Source organism: Cellulosilyticum sp. WCF-2, from assembly GCF_003990395.1.
GTDB classification, from domain to species: Bacteria; Bacillota; Clostridia; order Lachnospirales; family Cellulosilyticaceae; genus Cellulosilyticum; species Cellulosilyticum lentocellum.
Genome location: NZ_CP034675.1, coordinates 2,161,962 through 2,180,924 on the forward strand (window position 1 = coordinate 2,161,962; position 18,963 = coordinate 2,180,924).

At 31.1% G+C, this 18,963-nt stretch carries 24 protein-coding genes and 1 tRNA gene; 22 read left to right on the forward strand and 3 right to left on the reverse strand.

Features of this window, described 5'->3' with window-relative positions; translation table 11 throughout:
• The first annotated feature begins 16 nt into the window (after positions 1 to 16).
• Both EKH84_RS09580 and gltX read left to right on the forward strand, forming a co-directional pair.
• Positions 17 to 1,198, forward strand: coding sequence for a glycosyltransferase (locus EKH84_RS09580; RefSeq protein WP_127066098.1), 1,182 nt, complete (start codon positions 17 to 19; stop codon positions 1,196 to 1,198).
• Positions 1,199 to 1,481: 283 nt separating this feature from the next.
• Positions 1,482 to 3,134, forward strand: coding sequence for a glutamate--tRNA ligase (gene gltX, locus EKH84_RS09585; protein ID WP_127066099.1), 1,653 nt, complete (start codon positions 1,482 to 1,484; stop codon positions 3,132 to 3,134).
• 53 nt (positions 3,135 to 3,187) lie between these two features.
• Here gltX and EKH84_RS09590 read toward each other — a convergent pair whose 3' ends face one another.
• Positions 3,188 to 3,685 carry an amidase domain-containing protein gene (locus EKH84_RS09590; RefSeq protein WP_127066100.1) on the reverse strand — a complete coding sequence of 166 codons (498 nt, stop codon included), beginning with the start codon at positions 3,683 to 3,685 and terminating at the stop codon, positions 3,188 to 3,190.
• A 139-nt stretch (positions 3,686 to 3,824) separates the two neighbouring features.
• Here EKH84_RS09590 and EKH84_RS09595 point away from each other — a divergent pair.
• Positions 3,825 to 3,897, forward strand: a tRNA-Thr gene (locus EKH84_RS09595).
• 164 nt (positions 3,898 to 4,061) lie between these two features.
• Here the strand turns inward: EKH84_RS09595 and EKH84_RS09600 are convergent.
• Positions 4,062 to 5,204: a tyrosine-type recombinase/integrase gene (locus EKH84_RS09600; protein ID WP_127066101.1), complete on the reverse strand. Its 1,143-nt coding sequence runs from the start codon at positions 5,202 to 5,204 to the stop codon at positions 4,062 to 4,064.
• 41 nt (positions 5,205 to 5,245) lie between these two features.
• Positions 5,246 to 5,860: a helix-turn-helix domain-containing protein gene (locus EKH84_RS09605; protein WP_127066102.1), complete on the reverse strand. Its 615-nt coding sequence runs from the start codon at positions 5,858 to 5,860 to the stop codon at positions 5,246 to 5,248.
• A 172-nt stretch (positions 5,861 to 6,032) separates the two neighbouring features.
• Here EKH84_RS09605 and EKH84_RS09610 point away from each other — a divergent pair, with 172 nt between their 5' ends.
• From EKH84_RS09610 to EKH84_RS21990, 19 genes are all read left to right on the forward strand, one after another.
• On the forward strand, positions 6,033 to 6,224 hold the full coding sequence (locus EKH84_RS09610; protein ID WP_127066103.1) for a helix-turn-helix transcriptional regulator: 192 nt from the start codon (positions 6,033 to 6,035) through the stop codon (positions 6,222 to 6,224).
• Positions 6,225 to 6,323: 99 nt separating this feature from the next.
• Positions 6,324 to 6,449 (forward strand): hypothetical protein, encoded by a 126-nt coding sequence (locus EKH84_RS22635; RefSeq protein ID WP_256372391.1) that lies wholly within the window; start codon positions 6,324 to 6,326, stop codon positions 6,447 to 6,449.
• Entirely contained in the window at positions 6,449 to 6,616 is a 168-nt protein-coding gene (locus EKH84_RS21985; RefSeq protein ID WP_190283555.1) for a hypothetical protein, read from the forward strand. Before EKH84_RS22635 ends, EKH84_RS21985 begins: the two co-directional genes overlap by 1 nt.
• A 72-nt stretch (positions 6,617 to 6,688) precedes the next feature.
• Positions 6,689 to 6,898, forward strand: coding sequence for a hypothetical protein (locus EKH84_RS09615; RefSeq protein ID WP_127066104.1), 210 nt, complete (start codon positions 6,689 to 6,691; stop codon positions 6,896 to 6,898).
• A gap of 98 nt (positions 6,899 to 6,996) precedes the next feature.
• Complete coding sequence (locus EKH84_RS09620; protein ID WP_127066105.1) at positions 6,997 to 7,185, forward strand: helix-turn-helix domain-containing protein; 189 nt, start codon at positions 6,997 to 6,999, stop codon at positions 7,183 to 7,185.
• 1 nt (position 7,186) lies between these two features.
• Positions 7,187 to 7,864 (forward strand): helix-turn-helix domain-containing protein, encoded by a 678-nt coding sequence (locus tag EKH84_RS09625; protein WP_127066106.1) that lies wholly within the window; start codon positions 7,187 to 7,189, stop codon positions 7,862 to 7,864.
• A 13-nt stretch (positions 7,865 to 7,877) separates the two neighbouring features.
• Positions 7,878 to 8,672: an ATP-binding protein gene (locus EKH84_RS09630; protein ID WP_190283556.1), complete on the forward strand. Its 795-nt coding sequence runs from the start codon at positions 7,878 to 7,880 to the stop codon at positions 8,670 to 8,672.
• Positions 8,673 to 9,015: 343 nt separating this feature from the next.
• The gene (locus tag EKH84_RS09635; protein ID WP_190283557.1) at positions 9,016 to 9,675 is read left to right on the forward strand and encodes a sigma-70 family RNA polymerase sigma factor; all 660 of its coding nucleotides are present in this window, start codon (positions 9,016 to 9,018) and stop codon (positions 9,673 to 9,675) included.
• Positions 9,676 to 9,691: 16 nt separating this feature from the next.
• Positions 9,692 to 10,006, forward strand: a complete 315-nt coding sequence (locus tag EKH84_RS09640; RefSeq protein ID WP_127066109.1) for a hypothetical protein — start codon at positions 9,692 to 9,694, stop codon at positions 10,004 to 10,006.
• Positions 10,007 to 10,377: 371 nt separating this feature from the next.
• Positions 10,378 to 11,079 (forward strand): hypothetical protein, encoded by a 702-nt coding sequence (locus tag EKH84_RS09645; protein ID WP_127066110.1) that lies wholly within the window; start codon positions 10,378 to 10,380, stop codon positions 11,077 to 11,079.
• Positions 11,072 to 11,545, forward strand: coding sequence for an HK97 family phage prohead protease (locus EKH84_RS09650; protein ID WP_127066111.1), 474 nt, complete (start codon positions 11,072 to 11,074; stop codon positions 11,543 to 11,545). Before EKH84_RS09645 ends, EKH84_RS09650 begins: the two co-directional genes overlap by 8 nt.
• Before the next feature lie 217 nt (positions 11,546 to 11,762).
• The gene (locus EKH84_RS09655; protein ID WP_127066112.1) at positions 11,763 to 12,125 is read left to right on the forward strand and encodes a hypothetical protein; all 363 of its coding nucleotides are present in this window, start codon (positions 11,763 to 11,765) and stop codon (positions 12,123 to 12,125) included.
• A complete protein-coding gene (locus tag EKH84_RS09660; RefSeq protein WP_127066113.1) occupies positions 12,126 to 14,444 on the forward strand; it encodes a phage tail tape measure protein in 2,319 nt (772 codons plus the stop codon).
• Between the two features lie 315 nt (positions 14,445 to 14,759).
• Positions 14,760 to 16,166 carry an AAA family ATPase gene (locus tag EKH84_RS09665; RefSeq protein ID WP_127066114.1) on the forward strand — a complete coding sequence of 469 codons (1,407 nt, stop codon included), beginning with the start codon at positions 14,760 to 14,762 and terminating at the stop codon, positions 16,164 to 16,166.
• Between the two features lie 12 nt (positions 16,167 to 16,178).
• Complete coding sequence (locus tag EKH84_RS09670; RefSeq protein ID WP_127066115.1) at positions 16,179 to 16,721, forward strand: hypothetical protein; 543 nt, start codon at positions 16,179 to 16,181, stop codon at positions 16,719 to 16,721.
• Positions 16,722 to 17,189: 468 nt separating this feature from the next.
• The gene (locus EKH84_RS09675; protein ID WP_127066116.1) at positions 17,190 to 17,378 is read left to right on the forward strand and encodes a hypothetical protein; all 189 of its coding nucleotides are present in this window, start codon (positions 17,190 to 17,192) and stop codon (positions 17,376 to 17,378) included.
• A gap of 87 nt (positions 17,379 to 17,465) precedes the next feature.
• Positions 17,466 to 18,266: a hypothetical protein gene (locus EKH84_RS09680; protein ID WP_127066117.1), complete on the forward strand. Its 801-nt coding sequence runs from the start codon at positions 17,466 to 17,468 to the stop codon at positions 18,264 to 18,266.
• 39 nt (positions 18,267 to 18,305) lie between these two features.
• Positions 18,306 to 18,503 (forward strand): helix-turn-helix domain-containing protein, encoded by a 198-nt coding sequence (locus EKH84_RS22945; RefSeq protein ID WP_127066118.1) that lies wholly within the window; start codon positions 18,306 to 18,308, stop codon positions 18,501 to 18,503.
• A gap of 70 nt (positions 18,504 to 18,573) precedes the next feature.
• The gene (locus EKH84_RS21990; RefSeq protein ID WP_190283558.1) at positions 18,574 to 18,717 is read left to right on the forward strand and encodes a hypothetical protein; all 144 of its coding nucleotides are present in this window, start codon (positions 18,574 to 18,576) and stop codon (positions 18,715 to 18,717) included.
• Positions 18,718 to 18,963: the final 246 nt, after the last annotated feature.

Sequence of the window (18,963 nt, forward strand, 5' to 3'; positions counted from 1 at the left end):
GAATAAAAAGTGAGGTATGACAGTAGTGGAAGTCATTAGTATTATCGTACCTATATATAATATAGAGAAGTATTTATCTAGAAGTATAGAAAGCCTAATTAATCAAACCTATCCCCATCTAGAGATTATATTAGTTAATGATGGGTCAAAAGACAATAGTTTAGCCATTTGTGAGGCATATGCTAAAAAAGATAGGCGTATTGTTGTGATTGATAAAGTTAATGAAGGTGTATCTATTGCTAGAAATACAGGATTAGAAGCAGCTACAGGTACTTATGTTGGTTTTATTGACCCAGATGATTGGGTAGAACCTACAATGTATGAAAAGCTATACAAGCAGATAAAAAAGTGGGATAGTCCTGTATGCCTATGTAATTATTTCAAAGATACTAAAAAGAAAAGTTCACCTAAAGTATTTTCTTTTAAAGATGAAGTATTAGAAGATAAAGTCATTATTGAAAAATTGGTAAATAATATGGTGGGTATGCCAGATTTAATGCCTACTTATGTTTGTGTGATGGGGTGTGTATGGCGTGGTTTATTTAAAAAGGAATTTTTAGATACCAACCAATTAAGGTTTGCACCAGGTGTTAGTATTATGGAAGACTTAGTATTTATGGTACAAACACTTTTAAAATGTCAGAGTGTAGCTATTGAACAAGGTGTTTACTATCACTATGTACAAAACCCAAGTTCTACACTTCATACCTATAATAAAAAGTTGTGGGAAGACCAGATAAAGGTTTATGAGCTACTAGAAAAAAGCTTTATCGAATCACATATTGAAGAAGAAATGCGTAATCGTCTAGATTTTAGATACATTGGTATGGTATTATCTGCTATTAAAAACGAAACCTATATGAAAAAAGATAAAGATAGTGATTTAAAAGATACGGTAGCTCATATTAGGCAAATCTGCCAAGATGAGAAGCTTAAATTTGTATTAGAACGTGTAAAGCCTATTCAAGTATCAGAGAAGAAACCAGCAGCTAAAGAAGGTGGTAAACGATTAAGAGCTATTTATAGTGATAGAGTCGTTATGCCTAAGAAGCCAAAAGAAAAGAAAAAAGGAACTTATATCACTAAAAAGACGTCTCAGGCAAAAAAGCTTGAAAAGCGAGCTAAGCTATCAGAAGCAAAAAGAAAACCTAGAGCCAAAAAGTCACTTAGTAAAGCAAAGCATTATGAAGTTGAATAATGAAGAGAAAAGCTAAAAACTCTTATTCTAAAATAAGAGTTTATTATTTTAAAAAGAAAAATGCGTTATTCTAGTGCTAGGACAGAATACTAGGAATGCTTTACAAGGTTCCTAGAGATAGGTATAATTGAAGAAAGAATAAATAACGAAAGCAAGGGAAAGTGGGTATAAGTCCACTTTCTTGTCATGTTAAAATAGGTGATGAACACTTATAATCCAATGAGCTTCATCCAATGAAAAGACTCCTTGCAATATAAAAATGACAAAAAGGTAAGGTGAAATCATGAGTTTACAACAATTAGCTGAATTAATTTTCCCTGATGTAACTAAAACACCAGAAGATTATTTAAAAGCTTATCCAAAAAGAATACTTAAAGAAGGTGCAAAGGTAACACGTTATGCACCGAGTCCAACAGGGTTTCAGCACATTGGTGGTGTATTTGCTGCCCTTGTTAGTGAAAGAATTGCAGTGCAAAGTGGCGGGGTTTTCTATTTAAGAGTAGAAGATACAGATCAAAAAAGGGAAGTACAAGGGGCTATAGAAGATACTATTGCAACCATGCATAACTTCGGTATGGATTTTGATGAAGGAATGACTGGTGAAACAACTTCAAAAGGTAACTATGGTCCTTATCGCCAAAGTGAAAGAGCAGAGATTTATAAAACTTTTGCAAAAGACTTAATCATAAAAGGCTTAGCTTATCCATGTTTTATGACTTCAGAAGAGTTAGAAGCTATGCGTGACAAACAAGTGGCTGCTAAATTAACCCCAGGTTGCTATGGTGAATATGCAATCTATAGAGACTTATCACCAGAAGTAGCTATGGAAAAAATCAAAGCTGGTGAGCAGTATATTATTCGTCTTAAATCACCTGGTAATGCAGAAAACCGTGTGAACTTTGTAGACCTTATTAAAGGGGAAACCTCTTTCCCAGAAAATATACAAGATATCGTTATTATTAAAGCAGATGGTCTTCCAACCTATCATTTTGCTCATGCAATCGATGATCATTTAATGGGAACAACAAGCGTTATTCGTGGAGAAGAATGGTTATCATCACTTCCAATTCACGTTCAATTATTTGACGTACTTGGATTTGAAAGACCAGAGTATGCACATATTCCAAATGTTATGAAATTAGATGGTGATTCTAAACGTAAACTTTCAAAACGTAAAGATCCAGAAAGTGCTGTAAGCTATTATAAAGAAGAAGGTTATCCAAAAGCCTCAGTAGTAGAATATTTATTAAATATTATTAACTCTGCCTTTGAAGAATGGAGAATGGAAAATCCAACGGCTGATTATCATGACTATCCAGTAGCTCTTGATAAAATGAGTAAAAGTGGAGCACTTTTCGACCTTGTTAAATTAAATGATGTGAGCAAAGATGTGATTTCTAAGATGCCAGCTGAAGAAGTATACAACCTCTATACAGAGTGGGCAAAAGAATATGACAAGGCAATGTACGACTTAGTGACAAAACATGAAGCCATGTCAAAAGAAATCTTTAACATCGATAAAGAAGGACCAAAACCACGTAAAGACTTTGGTAAATGGTCAGAAGTTAAAGAAAAGATTTGTTACTTCTACGATGAGCTATTTAATGCTGAAACTGAAGTAGAATTACCAAAAAATATGACTTTAGAAACAGCTAAAGAAATCATATCTTCTTATAAAGAAGTTTATAACTTTAATACAGACCAAGAGACTTGGTTCAATGAATTAAAAGAACACGCTATTAGTCTTGGTTATACAGCAGATCGTAAAGCTTTCAAAAAAGATCCAACAGCCTTCAAAGGAATGGTATCAGATGTAGCAGGTGCTGTAAGAAGTGCTATTAGCCATAGAACAAATACACCAGATTTATATACTATTATGCAAATCATTGGAGAAGAAGCTGTAAGAGCGAGATTTGAGGCTTTTTTAAACAACTAATAAAACAATAATAAAATGCCTACTCATATTATAAAGTATGGGTAGGCATTTTATTAGGCTCTAACGCCTTCAATATGGATGAAGCGTATCTTAGTGAACTCATAAGAAGAAAGAGGTCTATTAATAGCATCATAACTATGAGTAGAGATTAAAATTTGATCATAGGTAGGATCAGGGGGTGTTTCTAATACTAATAAGGAATGGTGATAGCCATTGATATCATTACCAAATTGAATGACATCACCAGGAACAATTTCATTTAGCGTAACATCTCTACCAAAAGGGCCAGATCCTTTATTAGTGGTTAAGAATTTATGTAGGAAATTTACGCCAGTCCAAGAAGCTGAACGATCATTAGCGTTTCTGTAATACCATCCTGTAATAGGGGTATAGTTCATAATATGACTTCCTGCGTATAGACATTGAGAAATAAAATTAGTGCAATCTCCTCCTAGCTGGGTAAAGTCTAAATACATAGGATTACGAAGTAAGCTCCATCTTTTAGCATAAGCAATAGCAGCAGTAGCATTATAGGGTAGGACTTTATCCATTTGCTCACATCCTTTCTTATTACTAGTTATATGAGATAAGAAGAAAAAATATAATAATGCAAATGATTTTATATTACATAAAATAAGCTATAAAATATTGATTATTTGTCTGAAATATGATAAAGTAAACAAGTGTCAAGCTGGCATAACTCAGTTGGTAGAGTAACTCATTCGTAATGAGTAAGTCGGGGGTTCGAGTCCCCCTTCCAGCTTTACTATAAATATAGGATTTACAAGGGTTAGAGGACTATTTAGTCCTCTTTTTTTGTTTCTATAATTTCCAATATTTATATTAAAAAATAGGCTTTTTCATAGGTTTTTGTACAAAATTTGTACAGAAATTGTACATAAAAAAATAGCCTACAAGTATTGAAGGCTATAGCATTTTAGAAAATAATTTATCTAATTTATCAGCAGTATTCTTTTTTGTTTTCTCTAGTACATGAGCATATATATTCATAGTTGTACTAATATCAGCATGCCCCAATAATTCCTGAAGTGTTTTGAAGTTCTCACCAGCTTCAAGAAGCCTAGTAGCATAGGTATGCCTCAATGAGTGAAAAGGAATGTGAGAGATACCAGCACGTTTACATATGGCAGTATGGCCACGGTTAATATTGCCTTGATTTAAAGGTGTACCGTTTGAGGTGCTAAATACATAGTCACCAGTTGTTTTAAGCTGCAACTCTTTGAATTTAGTTAGTAGAGATTTAGGAATAGGAATCTCACGTTTGCCTTTTTCACTCTTTGGAGCTTTTTTGACATGCTCTTTATGTGAATGACCTTCAGAGTCATAGACAGTAGTATATTTAATGGTTTCAGATATTGTAATTACTTTTCTCTTAAGATCAACATATTCCCATTTTAGTCCTATTAATTCACCCATCCTCATCCCAGTAAATAGAGCAAGAATATATAGAAATTCATATAGTTCACTACTACAAGCCTTAATATATGCAGATTGTTCCTTTACAGTAAGAGCAGTTCGAGTTTTTTCTTTTTTTGTATTCTTAGGAAGTTTTATATAATCCATAGGGTTATGAGCAACTAAATTATTTATCATGGCTGATTTAAACGTATTGCTTAAAACAAACTTTAGTTTTCGTACACTTGAAGCAGCAAGTTGTTCACCTTCTGTATGTTTACCTTTTGATTTTAGATTATTTAAGAAGTTTTGTAGATCCATAGGCTTAATATCTTTTATTTTCATATTGCCAATATCAGAGTCCTTTATATGCGTTTCATACAGGCTCATATATCCGTTGAAGGTACTAGCTGACACATTGGCATGAACTGAATTAAATAAATGCCTATAAGTCCATTCTGAAAGTGTAAAAGGGGTTTTGTCTAACCTTTCACCGTTTATTCCCTTATTCTTTTCGTAGTCCTTTAATTTTTCTTCTAATACAGTTTTCTTCTTGTCAAAGATAATGTCATATTGATGTTTCCCATCCTCATCTTTTCCAATAGGTATACGAACATAATAGTAGCCGTCTTTCCTTTTATGAATGTTTGGCATTAATCATCACTATCCTTTCAAGGTGGATGCTTATATATTTTTTATTTTATTATAGTGTTATTTGAAGATACAAGGTCTGAATTTAACATAAGATCACTAAATATAGAACTTGTAAAGATATGTGCATTATGCAAATTATAAACTAAATTTGATAGACTTTCTTTTGATTTATTAAATGCAGTTGTATCTGTAACAATATTAATTTCTTCATCATCAGTACAGGATTTCAGCCTATCAACCATATTAATTAAATCTTGATATAGATCATTGTAATACAAGTAAATATACATTACATTACAGTTTACTTTATCAAGCATATGTTTACCAATCTCATCGTTTGAAAACAAATTTTCAAATTTATATAATACCATTGCACAATCTAATAAATAGCTATCATTTTTACATGCTTCTTCCAATTTGCTTTTAGTTTTATAATTTTTGAATTTAGATACTCCTAATAAGTAATCTAATGAAACATCAAATATTTCTCCTAATGCAATCAAAGTATCAAAATTTGGTTCTCTCCCATTTTCCCAATATGAAATATTTTGCGTTGATGTTTTAATTCCTTTTTTTGTAAGTAAGTCGGCGAGTGCAGATTGTGTATACGAATGTTCTTCTCTAAGCTCTTTTAAAACAGAATAAAACTTATTCATTATTTTCACTCCTTATTAAATGTAATTAAGTATAGTATAAACTATTTTTTTAAAAAAACAACAAAATGATGATTTTAATATTGCAATTTGCAAAAATGTTGATATAATTAAATCAACAAAATATTTAATATATATAATTAAATCAACAAAATATTAAAAGGAGTGTGATGGAATGGGAACTAAAATTAAGATAGCAAGAATAGAAATAGGATTAAAACAAAAAGACTTGGCAAAAGATTTAGGAATATCCCAAAATTACTTAGGACAGCTAGAAAATAATAAGGCCAAAAATCCTAGTCTTAAATTGATGAGAGACATATCAAACAGGTTAGGATATAGTGTTCAGTATTTGTTTTTCTCTTAAAATAGGGAAAGTTATTTTTTTAGACATATATGTATATAAAGACATATAGATGTGAATAAAAAATATACTAAACTTAAAACTTATATAAGGGGTGAGAAAATGAGATTTAAAGGTAGTAATAAGCAGCTTAAAACATGGTTTGATACTTTACTCAGTATTTATGGATCTAATGCTAAGATAGCAGATATTGAAAGGTCAGTAAGAGTAGTTAGGGGGAATAAGTAGTGAAGAGAGATACGCTTATTTATAAGATAATCCAGTTATTAAATGACAATGGTTCATTAGATGTAAATAATTACTTAAATAACATAGAGCAATGCAAGGATGTACATGACATTATAGAAAAGGTTTTAGATGATTATGTTATTGTTGAAGGTCAAATAATAGAATAGCTTTCATGTAGTTATCAAATAAATAAAGTAAGTTAAAAAAAGAATGGGATTTATAGAAAGGAGAGGTGTTTAATGATTAATTATAAGATATTAGATATGCAAATTACTCCAAATGATGACGTGTTGGATGATTTGAAACAAATTAAAAATAATGAACATATACAGACTGAATTAAGAAGAGGTGGATTAATTGCTCTTATGATCGATTGTTATCACTATGGAGTAATGAAAGGTAAACAAGAAGAAAGATCTAAAAGGGCAAAAAATAAGGCCTTTAAATAATACCAAGGTATCAATTAAAGGCTTCATATAAATTCTTAATCTTCGCAAATTGAGAATAACATATGAAGCCTACCAAGTCAATATAAGGGGGCAATTTTATGAATAATGTAATTGAAAAGGAATTTTATTGTGTGAAAGATATAGTGGCTATGGGATTTGCAAGCCAGGCACAAGTATATAACATTTTTAATTCCAAGGGATTTCCGTCAATAAAAGTGGGTTCGGCCTTGAGGATAAAAAAAGATGATTTTTGGAAATGGGTAGATCAGCAGAAAGGAAGAAAGTAGAATGGAGAACAAAAGTTATTATGCAATAATACCCGCTAATGTAAGGTATGATAAAGAATTAAATGCTAATGCTAAGTTACTCTATGGGGAAATAACGGCATTATGTAATGAAAAAGGATATTGTTGGGCAACAAACGATTATTTTGCAGAGTTATATGGGGTTAGCAAGGTTAGTATTTCAAATTGGATTTCTTTACTTGAAAAGAATGGATACATAACAAGAGAAATTGTCTATAAAGAAGGTAGTAAAGAAATTTTAAATAGGTATTTAAGTATAGTTAATGACCTATTAAAGAAATCTTTAATACCTAATAAAGAAACTTTTAATACCCCTATTAAAGAAAAGTTTAAAGATAATAATACAGTTATTAATAATACAATTAATAAAAAAGAAAAAGGCATGAATGCTTTAATTGAAAGTTATTCAGATAATGCTGACTTAAAAGAATGCATTAAAGACTTCATCAAGATGAGAGCAGCAATTAGGAAACCTCTTACAGATAGGGCACTTAAAATATTACTTGATAAATTGGACAAGCTAGAGAGCACAGAAGGTAGAAAGATTAAAGTATTAGAGCAATCCATTATGAATTCATGGCAAGGGATATTTCCGCTGAAAGAAGAGGTGAATGAACGTGTTAAATGTACAAGCGATAAATACGACCCTTTTGACATCTAAAAAAGAGGATGATATGGGGAATAGGTGGTACTCCTATGATGAATATAACGAAGTACCCGTAGGAATACGGTTTAATATTAGAAAACTATTAGAAGGGTCTATCCAGTACGAATTGAAGAATGAACATGGAAAAGTGTATACATTTATAGGAAATGAAGATAAAAAGCAAATGTATGACACTAAGTTTACTTCTTCAGGAATACCAGGAGTATTTAGAGATAAGGCAATAGCTACTTTTAATCCTACTTTATATCAAGAACAAATATTATCTAAAGAAGCAATAAGTAGAGCTAAAGGGTATGTTAAAAAATTTCAAGAATTTGCAGCAGAGGGCATGGGGCTATACATATATTCAAAAAGCGAGGGTAGCGGTAAAACTCATTTAATAAGTGCAATAGCTAATGAGTTAATGGCAAGACATAATGTAAGCGTAAAGTTTGTAAGAGCAGTTAATTTCTTTTCAGAGATGAAACGCAATATCGGTTCAGATAAGAGTGATCCATATGTTAGAAGTAATTTGTTTGAGTCAACAATTCAAGCTAGTGTACTTATCATAGATGATTTAGGAGCAGGTTCGCAAAGTACATATGTTAGTGATTTAATTTATGAATTGATTTCAAAAAGGGCTCAAAGCAACAAAGTAACATTATTTACTTCTAAAAGGGCATTTAGTGACTTGCAATACGATAATTCAACGCTAATGTTAATTCAGCAAAAATGTTTAAGTATAACATTACCTAATGAAAACATAGCTAAAGTATTAATCAAAGACAATAACCGAAAGTATGAAGATATGTTAAAGGCATAAGCAAATATGTACAGGTTAGGATAACGAGATTTAGTGAACCTATAGTTGCAATTCACGACGTTAGATTTAAAATAGGTCAATCCAAAGTTGTACAGTCATAATATTTTATATGAATAGCCCAAGCCAATTTTGGATTGGCGAATAGTTTACTAATGTAGCCGAGGGGAAAATTCCCTTCGGGTCAAAGTAGTACATAAAAAGTTGATTGTATAGGTGCCGGAAATTTTTCGGAGACCTCATATATGTCAAAGTAGTTGCGTATTAGTGGGTGGCCCAAAATTGGGCTGACCTATTTGTATTAAAGTAGTGCATAAGTAACCATGTATTAGGAATGGGTGAAGATATGTCAAATGAGGAGTTAATACTCAAGTATAAAGAAGGGGACAGTGGCAAATTAGAACAGATACTAGAACAAAATAAAGGTTTAGTTTATATGATTGCCAATAGATTTAGGTGGTACTGTACAGGCCCTATAGACTTAGATGATTTAGTACAAGAAGGGAATATAGGATTACTTTTAGCAGTAGATAAGTACAAGTTTGATATAGATCATCAGGCAAAGTTTTCAGTATATGCATACTACTGGATAAAGCAAAGAATATATAAGTACTTAAAGTACAAGGGTAAGAAGAGTATAGAGGTAAGTTTAAGTACTGATACAGGTGAGGGAATAACTCTAGAAGAGCAGCTACAGGAAAAAGAGGACTATATATTAAAAGTAGAAGAATGTATATGGTATCAAGACTTAAGAGAAGAGATTAACAGAGTAATGAAAGAGGAGCTAACAGCAAGGCAAAAAGAAGTAATAGAACTTAGGTATGGGTTTAGTAAGATGGAACCAGCTACATTAAAAGAGATAGCAGACATACTAAATATAAGCACATCAGGAGCAGATAGTATACTATGCACATCATTAACAAAAATGAGAAGAAGTAATTGGGGCAGAGCTAGAATGATGGAAAATGTTAAAGGAAAAGAAAAATATTTTAGAAACTATAAATGAAAGAAGGTAATAGAAAGTGACAATAGAAGAAGTAAATAAAAAAATAAAACAATTAGAGTTAATTAGATCTTTTCTAGAAGAACCTATAAAAGAGGATGATAGCATAGATACTATCATCTACAAAAAGTATCTAGAGTATGAGAATGTATCTAACGTATCAAAGTGGTTAAATGAGAACGGATACACCAAAATGAATGAAGATAATACTAAGGTAGTTAAATACAATCCAGGTGATGTAAGCAAGTCAATAAAAGATAAAACAGTTGATGTTGAGGAAAGGTTAAAAGAAATAGTTAAGAAACTATTTAATAAGCATAGTAAGTATTACTAAATACTTTACATATTGAGAGAATGTAAATAAGTGAAGAAACATAGGAACACAATAGGTTGTGAGTAGAAACAATAATACATATAAGTCAGATTAAATGTATCTAAAAAACGATATAAAGTTTACACAATGAAAAAATGTAAAGTTATATAAGTTTAAAAAGTGAAAAAGTGTTGATATGCATAGGTTTTGACATATGTTAAAAACTTTACATTCTGTAAGATATGACAAGTTTTAAGGTGTTTAAAATTATAGCCTAAAAGGGTGTTCTAATAGACGAAAAGAAGGAAGAGGAGTGATAGGTTTGAGGGTATAAATTGGGAACAGGTGGAGCAGCAGGGAAAAGAATAAACTAAACAAAGGAGAGAAATAACATGAAAAATAGTAAAAGTACTTTAAAATTAAAAGCATTAGGTGTTGAAGGGGTATTAGATATAAAGGATGATGTTGTAAAACATAAACTTAAGTTCGGAGAAATAGATAAAGATACCAGATTAAAGGTAATTGAAGAAGTTAAAACTGTATCTACTCATGCAGCAGGACTAGTATCAGAAATACTAGAAAATGAATTAGGAATAGAAAATATAAACCTAATCAAAGAAGTAAAAGAAAAAGTAGAAAAGAAGAATGCAGTAGCAGCAAAGTTATTTGAATTAAAACAAAATCTTGCAAATGGAATAGAGAAAGAAGCAAACAAGCAAATATCTACAACTAGACTTAAGATGGAAATAATTGAAGCAGAGAATGAATTATTGATGGCAAATAGTGAGCTTTTAAAAGCGTATGCAGCAGCTGAGGAAAATGTTTTTATTAATCAAGACACAGTAAAGACAATATCAGATCTATTAAATCAAAGGGTAGAAGTTGCATATGAGATTGATAATAAAATAGATTTACTAAAGACACAAATTAATATCTTAATGGATTTAAGAGAGCAGTACTTTACAGAGGTTCATTACAATGTGACTGAAAAAGTAAAAGAGAAATTATGTGGCATAGGATTAAATGAATTAATCTATGCATCTCAACATAATGAGCCAGTGATAAGGAGTTACATTAGTCCTGAAAATGTATAATTCACTAAGTATTGCAGGATATATAAATAAGTTTTCATTTTCCAAAGTTATATTAGATAGTGATAGAAATATTATAAAAGAAGTTATAAAGAATGGAGCATTTCGAGAAGCAATAAGTTCAGTTGATAATATTCCATTAATACTCAATCACAACATAGATAACGAAATAGCAAGTACAAAAGATGGTACGTTATTCTTAGAAGAAAGATATGACGGATTGTATTTTGAAGCCATACTATTAAATGATGATTATAAAGAATTCAACATAAATGAACTTAGATATATGATTCAGAAAGGTTATGTTTCATGTAGCTTTGGATTTGATTATATATCTAAGAGAGTATATAAGGCACATGATAACTATAATGTTGTCATAGTAGATAAATTGAAGTTGAAAGAAGTATCTATTCTTACATATGGACATGAGTCGGCCTATCGTTATACAGATGTGTACATAAGAAAGTAGTATAAGGTAGGGGGAGGGGGGGATAAAATCTCTACAGATATTGTTGCTCTAGACCGAGTGCCGTATCATCTGTGTAAAAACATCCCAAAACGCAAAAAAATAGAGGTGAATTTGTTTTTCACCTCTAGAATTTGTCTTTTATATTGTTGGTTACACGATACTACTAATATTAAAGGTTGTAAATAGGTATTTAAAAAATTTTATATTTCTATTGGAGGTGAGTATTATTAGAAAGTTAAAGGCGTTTAAGATTAAATTAGAAGATAGAAATTTAAACTGCACTATGAACAAAAAGGCACTAAATATTATAGATAGTGAATTTAAAGGCCTTGAAAAAGTTATGGACAAGTATAGTAATCCAATTAACATATTCGAAATAGCAGCAATTTTATTGTATGCAGGAATTAAAGTAAACAATGAGAGTATCACACTAGATGAATCAAGAAGTATCATTGTATTAAGCGAAGGAAAGTTGCTTGATAGTATCTTTGAAGCAACTAAGAATGCAGTAATAGCTACAGGTGGCTTAAAAACAAATCTCTTATATAAGTATTTAAAGAATAAAGAGGGGGTGAAATAGATGGCATATGTAGGATATAAAAGAACGATACAAATTGATTTTGATTATGAGAAAGTAAAACAAGGTGTTCCGAAGGTTAATCAGCAAATTGCATTACTTAATGCTGAATTTAACAAGACAAGTGCCAGTGTAAAGGCAACAGGAAGTGCATTTGATAAATTAGCTCTTAATAATCAAAAACTAGCTAATCAGGTGCAATTGCAAAAAGATAAAGTATCGCAATTGCAAAAGGAGTTAGATAAATTAACTACGGCTGAGACTAAAAATGAAAGAGCTATTGCAAGTAAGCAAATTGCACTTAAGAATGCTCAAGCACAGCTTACTAATATGCAAACAGCATATGCAAAGTCTAATCAAGAAATGGCTAAAGCAACTACATTAAGTGGTCAAGCAAAGTTAGCAATGGAAGATTTAAGGCTAGGCTTTGAACGTGCAGGTGTAAATATAGATCAAGTAAAAGGTCAATTTGTGGCACTTGGGTTAGCAGTCACAGCATTTGTCGGTAGTACTACTAAGGCATACATGGACTATGAATCAAAACTAGTTATGGCAAGAAATTTAATGGATGAGAGTGTTATGTCCTATAAAGAGTTAGATGACGGAGTTATGAAGCTTAGTTCTGATTATGGAATAGCAGCTAAAGAGATGGCAGCAGCGGCAGAAATGGCTTTATCATCAAACGTTCAAACAGCTGATTCTATTAAATTTTTAAATGATGCATCTAGATTTGCTATCGCAACAAGTACTGACATGATTACAACAACAGACCTAGCAACATCTATAATGAATTCATATGGACTAAGCATGGAAGAAGTAGCAAAAATGTATGACGAATTGATATTAACACAAAAACTTGCAAAAGTTTCATGGGAATCCTATAACAAAGAAATTGGTAATTTAGCAGCATTAGGATCTACAGTAGGTGTAAGTATGGAAGAAATTAATGCAGCTCTAGTTGTACAAACAAGAAAAGGTATAGACAGTGCTACCGCATTAACTAATTTAAAAGGGATTATAAGTTCAATTGCTTCTCCATCAAGTCAAGCAGCAACAGCAGCGAAAGAACTTGGCATAAATTTTAATGCTAGTACATTACAATCTAAAGGTTTTGCAAAAGTAATGGAACAAATTACAGATAAAACTAGAGGTAATAATGAAGCAATGGCTACGTTATTTGGAAACATTAGAGCATTTCAAGGAGCACAACAAATAGCAACAAATGGTGGTAAAGAATTTAAACAGGTACTAGATGAGTTACAGGGTACTACAAGTATGCTAGACAATAGCTTTGAAAATGTAACGGAAACTACAGGGTATCAATTTAATAAATCATTAAATGATGTAAAAAATGCAGCTATTGAATTAGGTGAAACATTTGCGCCATTGATTCAAGTTATAGCAAACGTAATTTCTACAATAGCTAAAATGCCTACATCAGTAATGATAACAGTAGCAGGTTTTACAACTTTTGCGATTACTATTTCAATATTGAAAAAAGTAATGGCTGGATTAATTGAGACAGGAGGAATTGTGGGTGTTATACTTGCCAAGCTAGGGATAACAAGTGGAACAGCAGCCGCAGGAATGGGAGTAGCAAGTGGAACAGGAGGTATATTATCTAAAATACTTGCATCATTAGGTCTTACTAGTGGGGCGGCAGCAACCTCATTAGGAGCAACAGCAACAGGAGCAGGAGCGGCAGCAACCTCATTAGGAGTAACAGCTGCAGCAAGTGGAACAGCTGCATCAGGATTAGGGGCAGTTGGTGTTGCAGGTGGAGCAGCAGGAGGTGGTCTTATGATGACTGGAGCAGGAGCACAAATGGCTATGGGTCCTATTATATTGATAGTTGCAGCAGTTGCAGCATTAGCAGTGGTATTAGCTCTATGTGCGGGTAATGGGAAGGAAACAAGTGATGCTTTAAAAGATACAGGTAAAACAGCTCAAGGAGTAGCTTCAGATGTAACTAAAGCAGCAGATACAGCAGAGAAACAAGCAAAGCGTATGCAGAAGGCAGCTAGTGCAAGCACTTATTCAAGTAAGACTAGTATGGGTGGATATGCTACAGGTACAAACTTTGTAAGAGAAGATGGATGGTATCGATACAATGAATATAATCAGCAAGAAACTTTGCTTAGACGTGGGGATAGGGTTCTAAATGGTGCTCAGACAAGACAGCTAGAAGAGAATAGTAAGGTCGATATGAGCGAAACAAATGGACTTCTAAAGCAGCTTATAGGTAAGGTTAATACACTTGAAAACACTATATCAAACTTACCAAAACAACAACAAAGATTAGTAAGAGAAGGGGGATATTAAAAATTATAATACAAAATAACCAATCCAATTATGGATTGGTTATTTTGTGTTATAGAACTCATATGTGAGACAGGTTAAATAAGAATGATTTTAATTAAACGTAGATTTGTTTTAAGAGCTTAAGCAAGCAATTGCGAATTTGTTTTAAAGTTATAAGTAAAATGTATAAATTTAATTATATAAATAATTATTTTTTGAATTGATTTTATGTTAATTGTTATATAAAATATTTTGGATACGAAGTATACATAGATAGAATTAAATGATATAATTCAGATAATATAATCATCTAGTTTATATGGAAGGGAGATAAACATGAAATCAGGTGCTAAACGAAATACTAAGTCAAATAAATTAAGAAATAATATTAAATTTAAAGTAGAGGAATTAGATGATTTTGAAATTACAGAGAAAATAAAAAAATTTTGGGTGTCTAATTATAAATCTATAAAAAAGAAGCAAGAAATAGAGATAAAACCATTAACTATTTTAGCAGGAGCTAATAGCTCAGGTAAATCCAGCATTTTCCAACCATTGTTGCTGTTAAAGCAAACTTTGGAGAGTTCATATGATGCAGGGCCTTTATATTTAGGGGGACCAAATTCAATATTACAAATAACAGACTTTGAACAACTAATTACTAAAAATGCTGATAGAAAAGAAAATTCTTTTTCTATAGGGTTTTGTAATGATGAGACAGAAGTATCTATTACATATAAAAAAGATTTAGCAGAATCAAAAATTGATATTAAATCACAGAAAATCACAAAAATTAATCCTGACGAAAGTTATGAAATATATCCTAATATGTCTAGCAATGAGGTTTTAAAAGCTAATGAAAGTTTAAGAGAAGCACAAGAACTCCTTTCCAAAGTGTTTGAAAAAGATATTAAATGGAGGGTAGTAAGAGAAAAATGCTATTTAAGAATAGAAAGTTATAGTGACTTGAATGACTCTAATGATAAATTTTTCCCCCAAATTGGAATATCTGATTTTACATATGTTGAAGATCAGCTGAGGAGAATAATATATTTACCAGGTCTAAGAAGTACACCAGAAAGAATGTATCCCATTACAGCAATTGAAAGTAGTAATATATTTGAGGGAAGATTTGAAAATTATATTGCTAGTATTATTTCAAATTGGTATAAGAGTAATCAAAAAGATAAAATACACCTATTATGTAGATATTTACAAGAATTAGGTTTAACATCTAGAGTAAATATTAAGCCATTGAATGATACAAGAATAGAAATATTAGTAAATAGATATTTAGACGAAACACGTGAGGATATGGTCAACATTGCAGATGTTGGGTTAGGAGTATCTCAAATACTTCCTTTATTAGTAGCATTGATAGTTGCGCATAAAGGACAAATAGTATATATTGAACAGCCAGAAATACACTTGCATCCTAAAGCACATGTTGCATTAGCCAGAATTATTTCTGAGAGTATAAAAGAGGGGGTTACGGTAATCTTAGAAACCCATAGTGAGTTGTTATTAAGGCAGTTTCAAACGTTAATAGTCAGTAAAAAAATAAATTTTTCTGATGTTAAATTGCATTGGTTTGAAAGAGATAAAAATGGGTTAAGTACCATTACAAGTTCAGATGTGGATAATATGGGAAGTTTTGGTGAATGGCCTCAAGACTTTGCCGATATATCATTAAAATCGCAGGATGATTATCTAACTGCTATAGAAAATATGATGCTTGAATAATGGGGGAAGAATATGAGTAAAAGAAAAATGGCGGTTGTCGTTGATGCTTGTATATTACATAGTGCAGGGAAAACAGAAGTTCCTGTTTCAAAGGCTTGTAGAGAAGTATTGGATGAGATTCGTAAACAAAAGTGCTGTGTTGCACTAAATAAAGAGTTAATAGCTGAATGGAAAAAACACAAATCTTCTTTTTCACATACGTGGTGGGCCGCAATGTGTAGCCAAGGACTAATTTATAAAGTGGACAAGTATGATGAAAATTTAAGAAAGTGTATTGCTAGGGAATGTGATGAATATAAGCGGATTAGTGACAAAGAAAAAGAAGATATACTTAAGGATATACATCTAGCTGAATTAGCATTTGAAACAAGTGATACAATTTTTTCAAGAGATGAAAAAGTAAAGAAATTATTTTTTAAAGTAAAAAACCAGATAAGTGAGTTGGCAGATATTATATGGATCAATCCAGTTGATGACCCTGAAGCTGTTGAATTTTTTAAAGAAAAGGATGATATGAAGTTAAGGAATAAAAGAATAATAGTATTATGTATATAATATTTATTGATGTTAATATTAAGGAGTATAGGAAATCTAGTGAAAAGCTATTATTACTAAATACTGATAGAATAATACTTTAAATAAGGTTGGGTTACGGCTTAGCCTTTATTTTTTTGTATATGAGAAATTTAAACAAAGTTACTCAGATAAAGCGATATAATATTAAAAAAGTTATTGAATAAGTTAAACTAAGAAAAATTAGAGAAGTAAGGTTGCTAGCAAAAACAGATACATATATAATTTATCAAGATGATTTGATTGAATCCTATTCAAAAGATGGTTTTGTAGTAGACGATGGAAGCTTAATAAGTATGAAACTATAGCAAATAAAAGAATAGTTTTAGATAAGGTTGGGTTATGGCTCAGCCTTTATTTTTTTCTATATCAAAAACTTACAAAAAGTTACACTAATAAAATGATATAATATTTAGAAATAAACATCAAATAGAAGAGAGGTGAGTAACAATGAATAATGAAATAACAGACGATGAATTACTAGCAGAGTTATGGCATTGGAGGTTAGAAGATAAACTATCATGGAAGTTCTGTCAAGGAATCTTAAGACAGGATAGAGGTATAGAACTAGAAGTTAATGAAATAAAGAAACGCTTTGACAGAGCTCTGAAAAAGTATAATGAGAATAAAAGGAAATGAAAGCATAATTTTCGATAGTAATAAGGATAATATTTTGTCCTATTATTAAATAATATGAAAAATTAACTCGGGAAATGTGAGGTTCTTATGAAAAATATAATGAAAAGCAGTAGAAGAAAAAAAACTAGTTTTTCTGGACATGTTAATAATATACTTACTGTAATGGGAATAATTTTAGATTTAATAATAATAGCATATGCTTCAGTATACATCTATATAATCATAAATGATATCTCGATAGAAGGTGTAATAACACCTATTAGTGTTATTGAAGCATGCTTTAATATTAAACAAATTGCAGTAATATTCGTATTAGTAGTTATCTTAATTAATGTTATTGTAACAGGCTACTATTTGATAACTGGTAAACTCTATGTGCGAAAGCTAACAGATGATGAGTATGATAAGTTAATGGATATACAGCTAATACATTATACCAATTACATAGAAGGTAATTCTGAAACGGGATATATTATACAAGGTAATGATTCTGCAAGAGCAAATTATTCAATGAAATTTAATATGGCAAAAGGATATTTTATTTGGTTTCACAAATCAAAAAACTATACTTGTGAGCCAGAAATGAAAAGTTTTAATTTCTCTCACTCTGCAGAGAAGAAAAGAAAATATAAAATAATTATTAATCCTAGAGAGCTCGAACGGGATAGATTATTTATAAGAGGAATAGATAATTCTATAGTATATAAAGATCAAGAATTATGTGTTAAGAACATTGAGGAAGACTTTGTTTGGTATTCAAACAAGGTAAAAATAGGCAACTTTTTTTGTCAATTAGATTTCCAAACTATAGGAGTTATTATATGGGCACTAATTAAGCAAGTAGGTGGTGAATTTATTGATTGGCGTACAAAAAATAGTAAAAGATAGTTTTATTAGACTTTATATAAGAAGTAGAAGAGGAGCATAATGGTAAAGAAGAAGGTGTATACAGTGAGAGAAGTTGCAGAAATATTGAATGTATGTGAAATGACAATATACAGAAAGGTCAAAAACAATGAAATACCATCAAAAAGAATAGGCAGATCTATACGTATATCTTCAGAGTATATGGATAATTTATGCAAGGACCCAATTAACGAGGTGCAAAGATTTATATTTAGATGAAGTAGCGCAACGCGATTTGAGATTAAAGAAAAATTAAAATTGTGCTGCTAACGACTGGAGGGTGAATGTATTGGTTGTAAAGGTAACATTTTCGGATATAACAGACGAAGAGCAGAAAGTATTATTTGATGAATTTGGTTATATAATAGCACTAATGTGGAGAGATTATTTGCAAAAGGGTGGAGATCCTAATATATTAATAATAAATAATTAGCTTTACTTATGTCATTTGTACAAAATTTGTACAAAATAACATTCAAAACATTGATAGTCAATAAAAATTCCTTCATTCGTAATGAGTAAGTCGGGGGTTCGAGTCCTCCTTCCAGATTTATCAAGGCTTCCAAGGTGATTGATGAAAGTAAAATTGAAGCTTATACGTAAGAATATACGTAACAGAAAGCTTAATACATAAAAGGGGCTGTAAAAAAACAGCCTCGAAACAAGGAGCAGGTCGCCT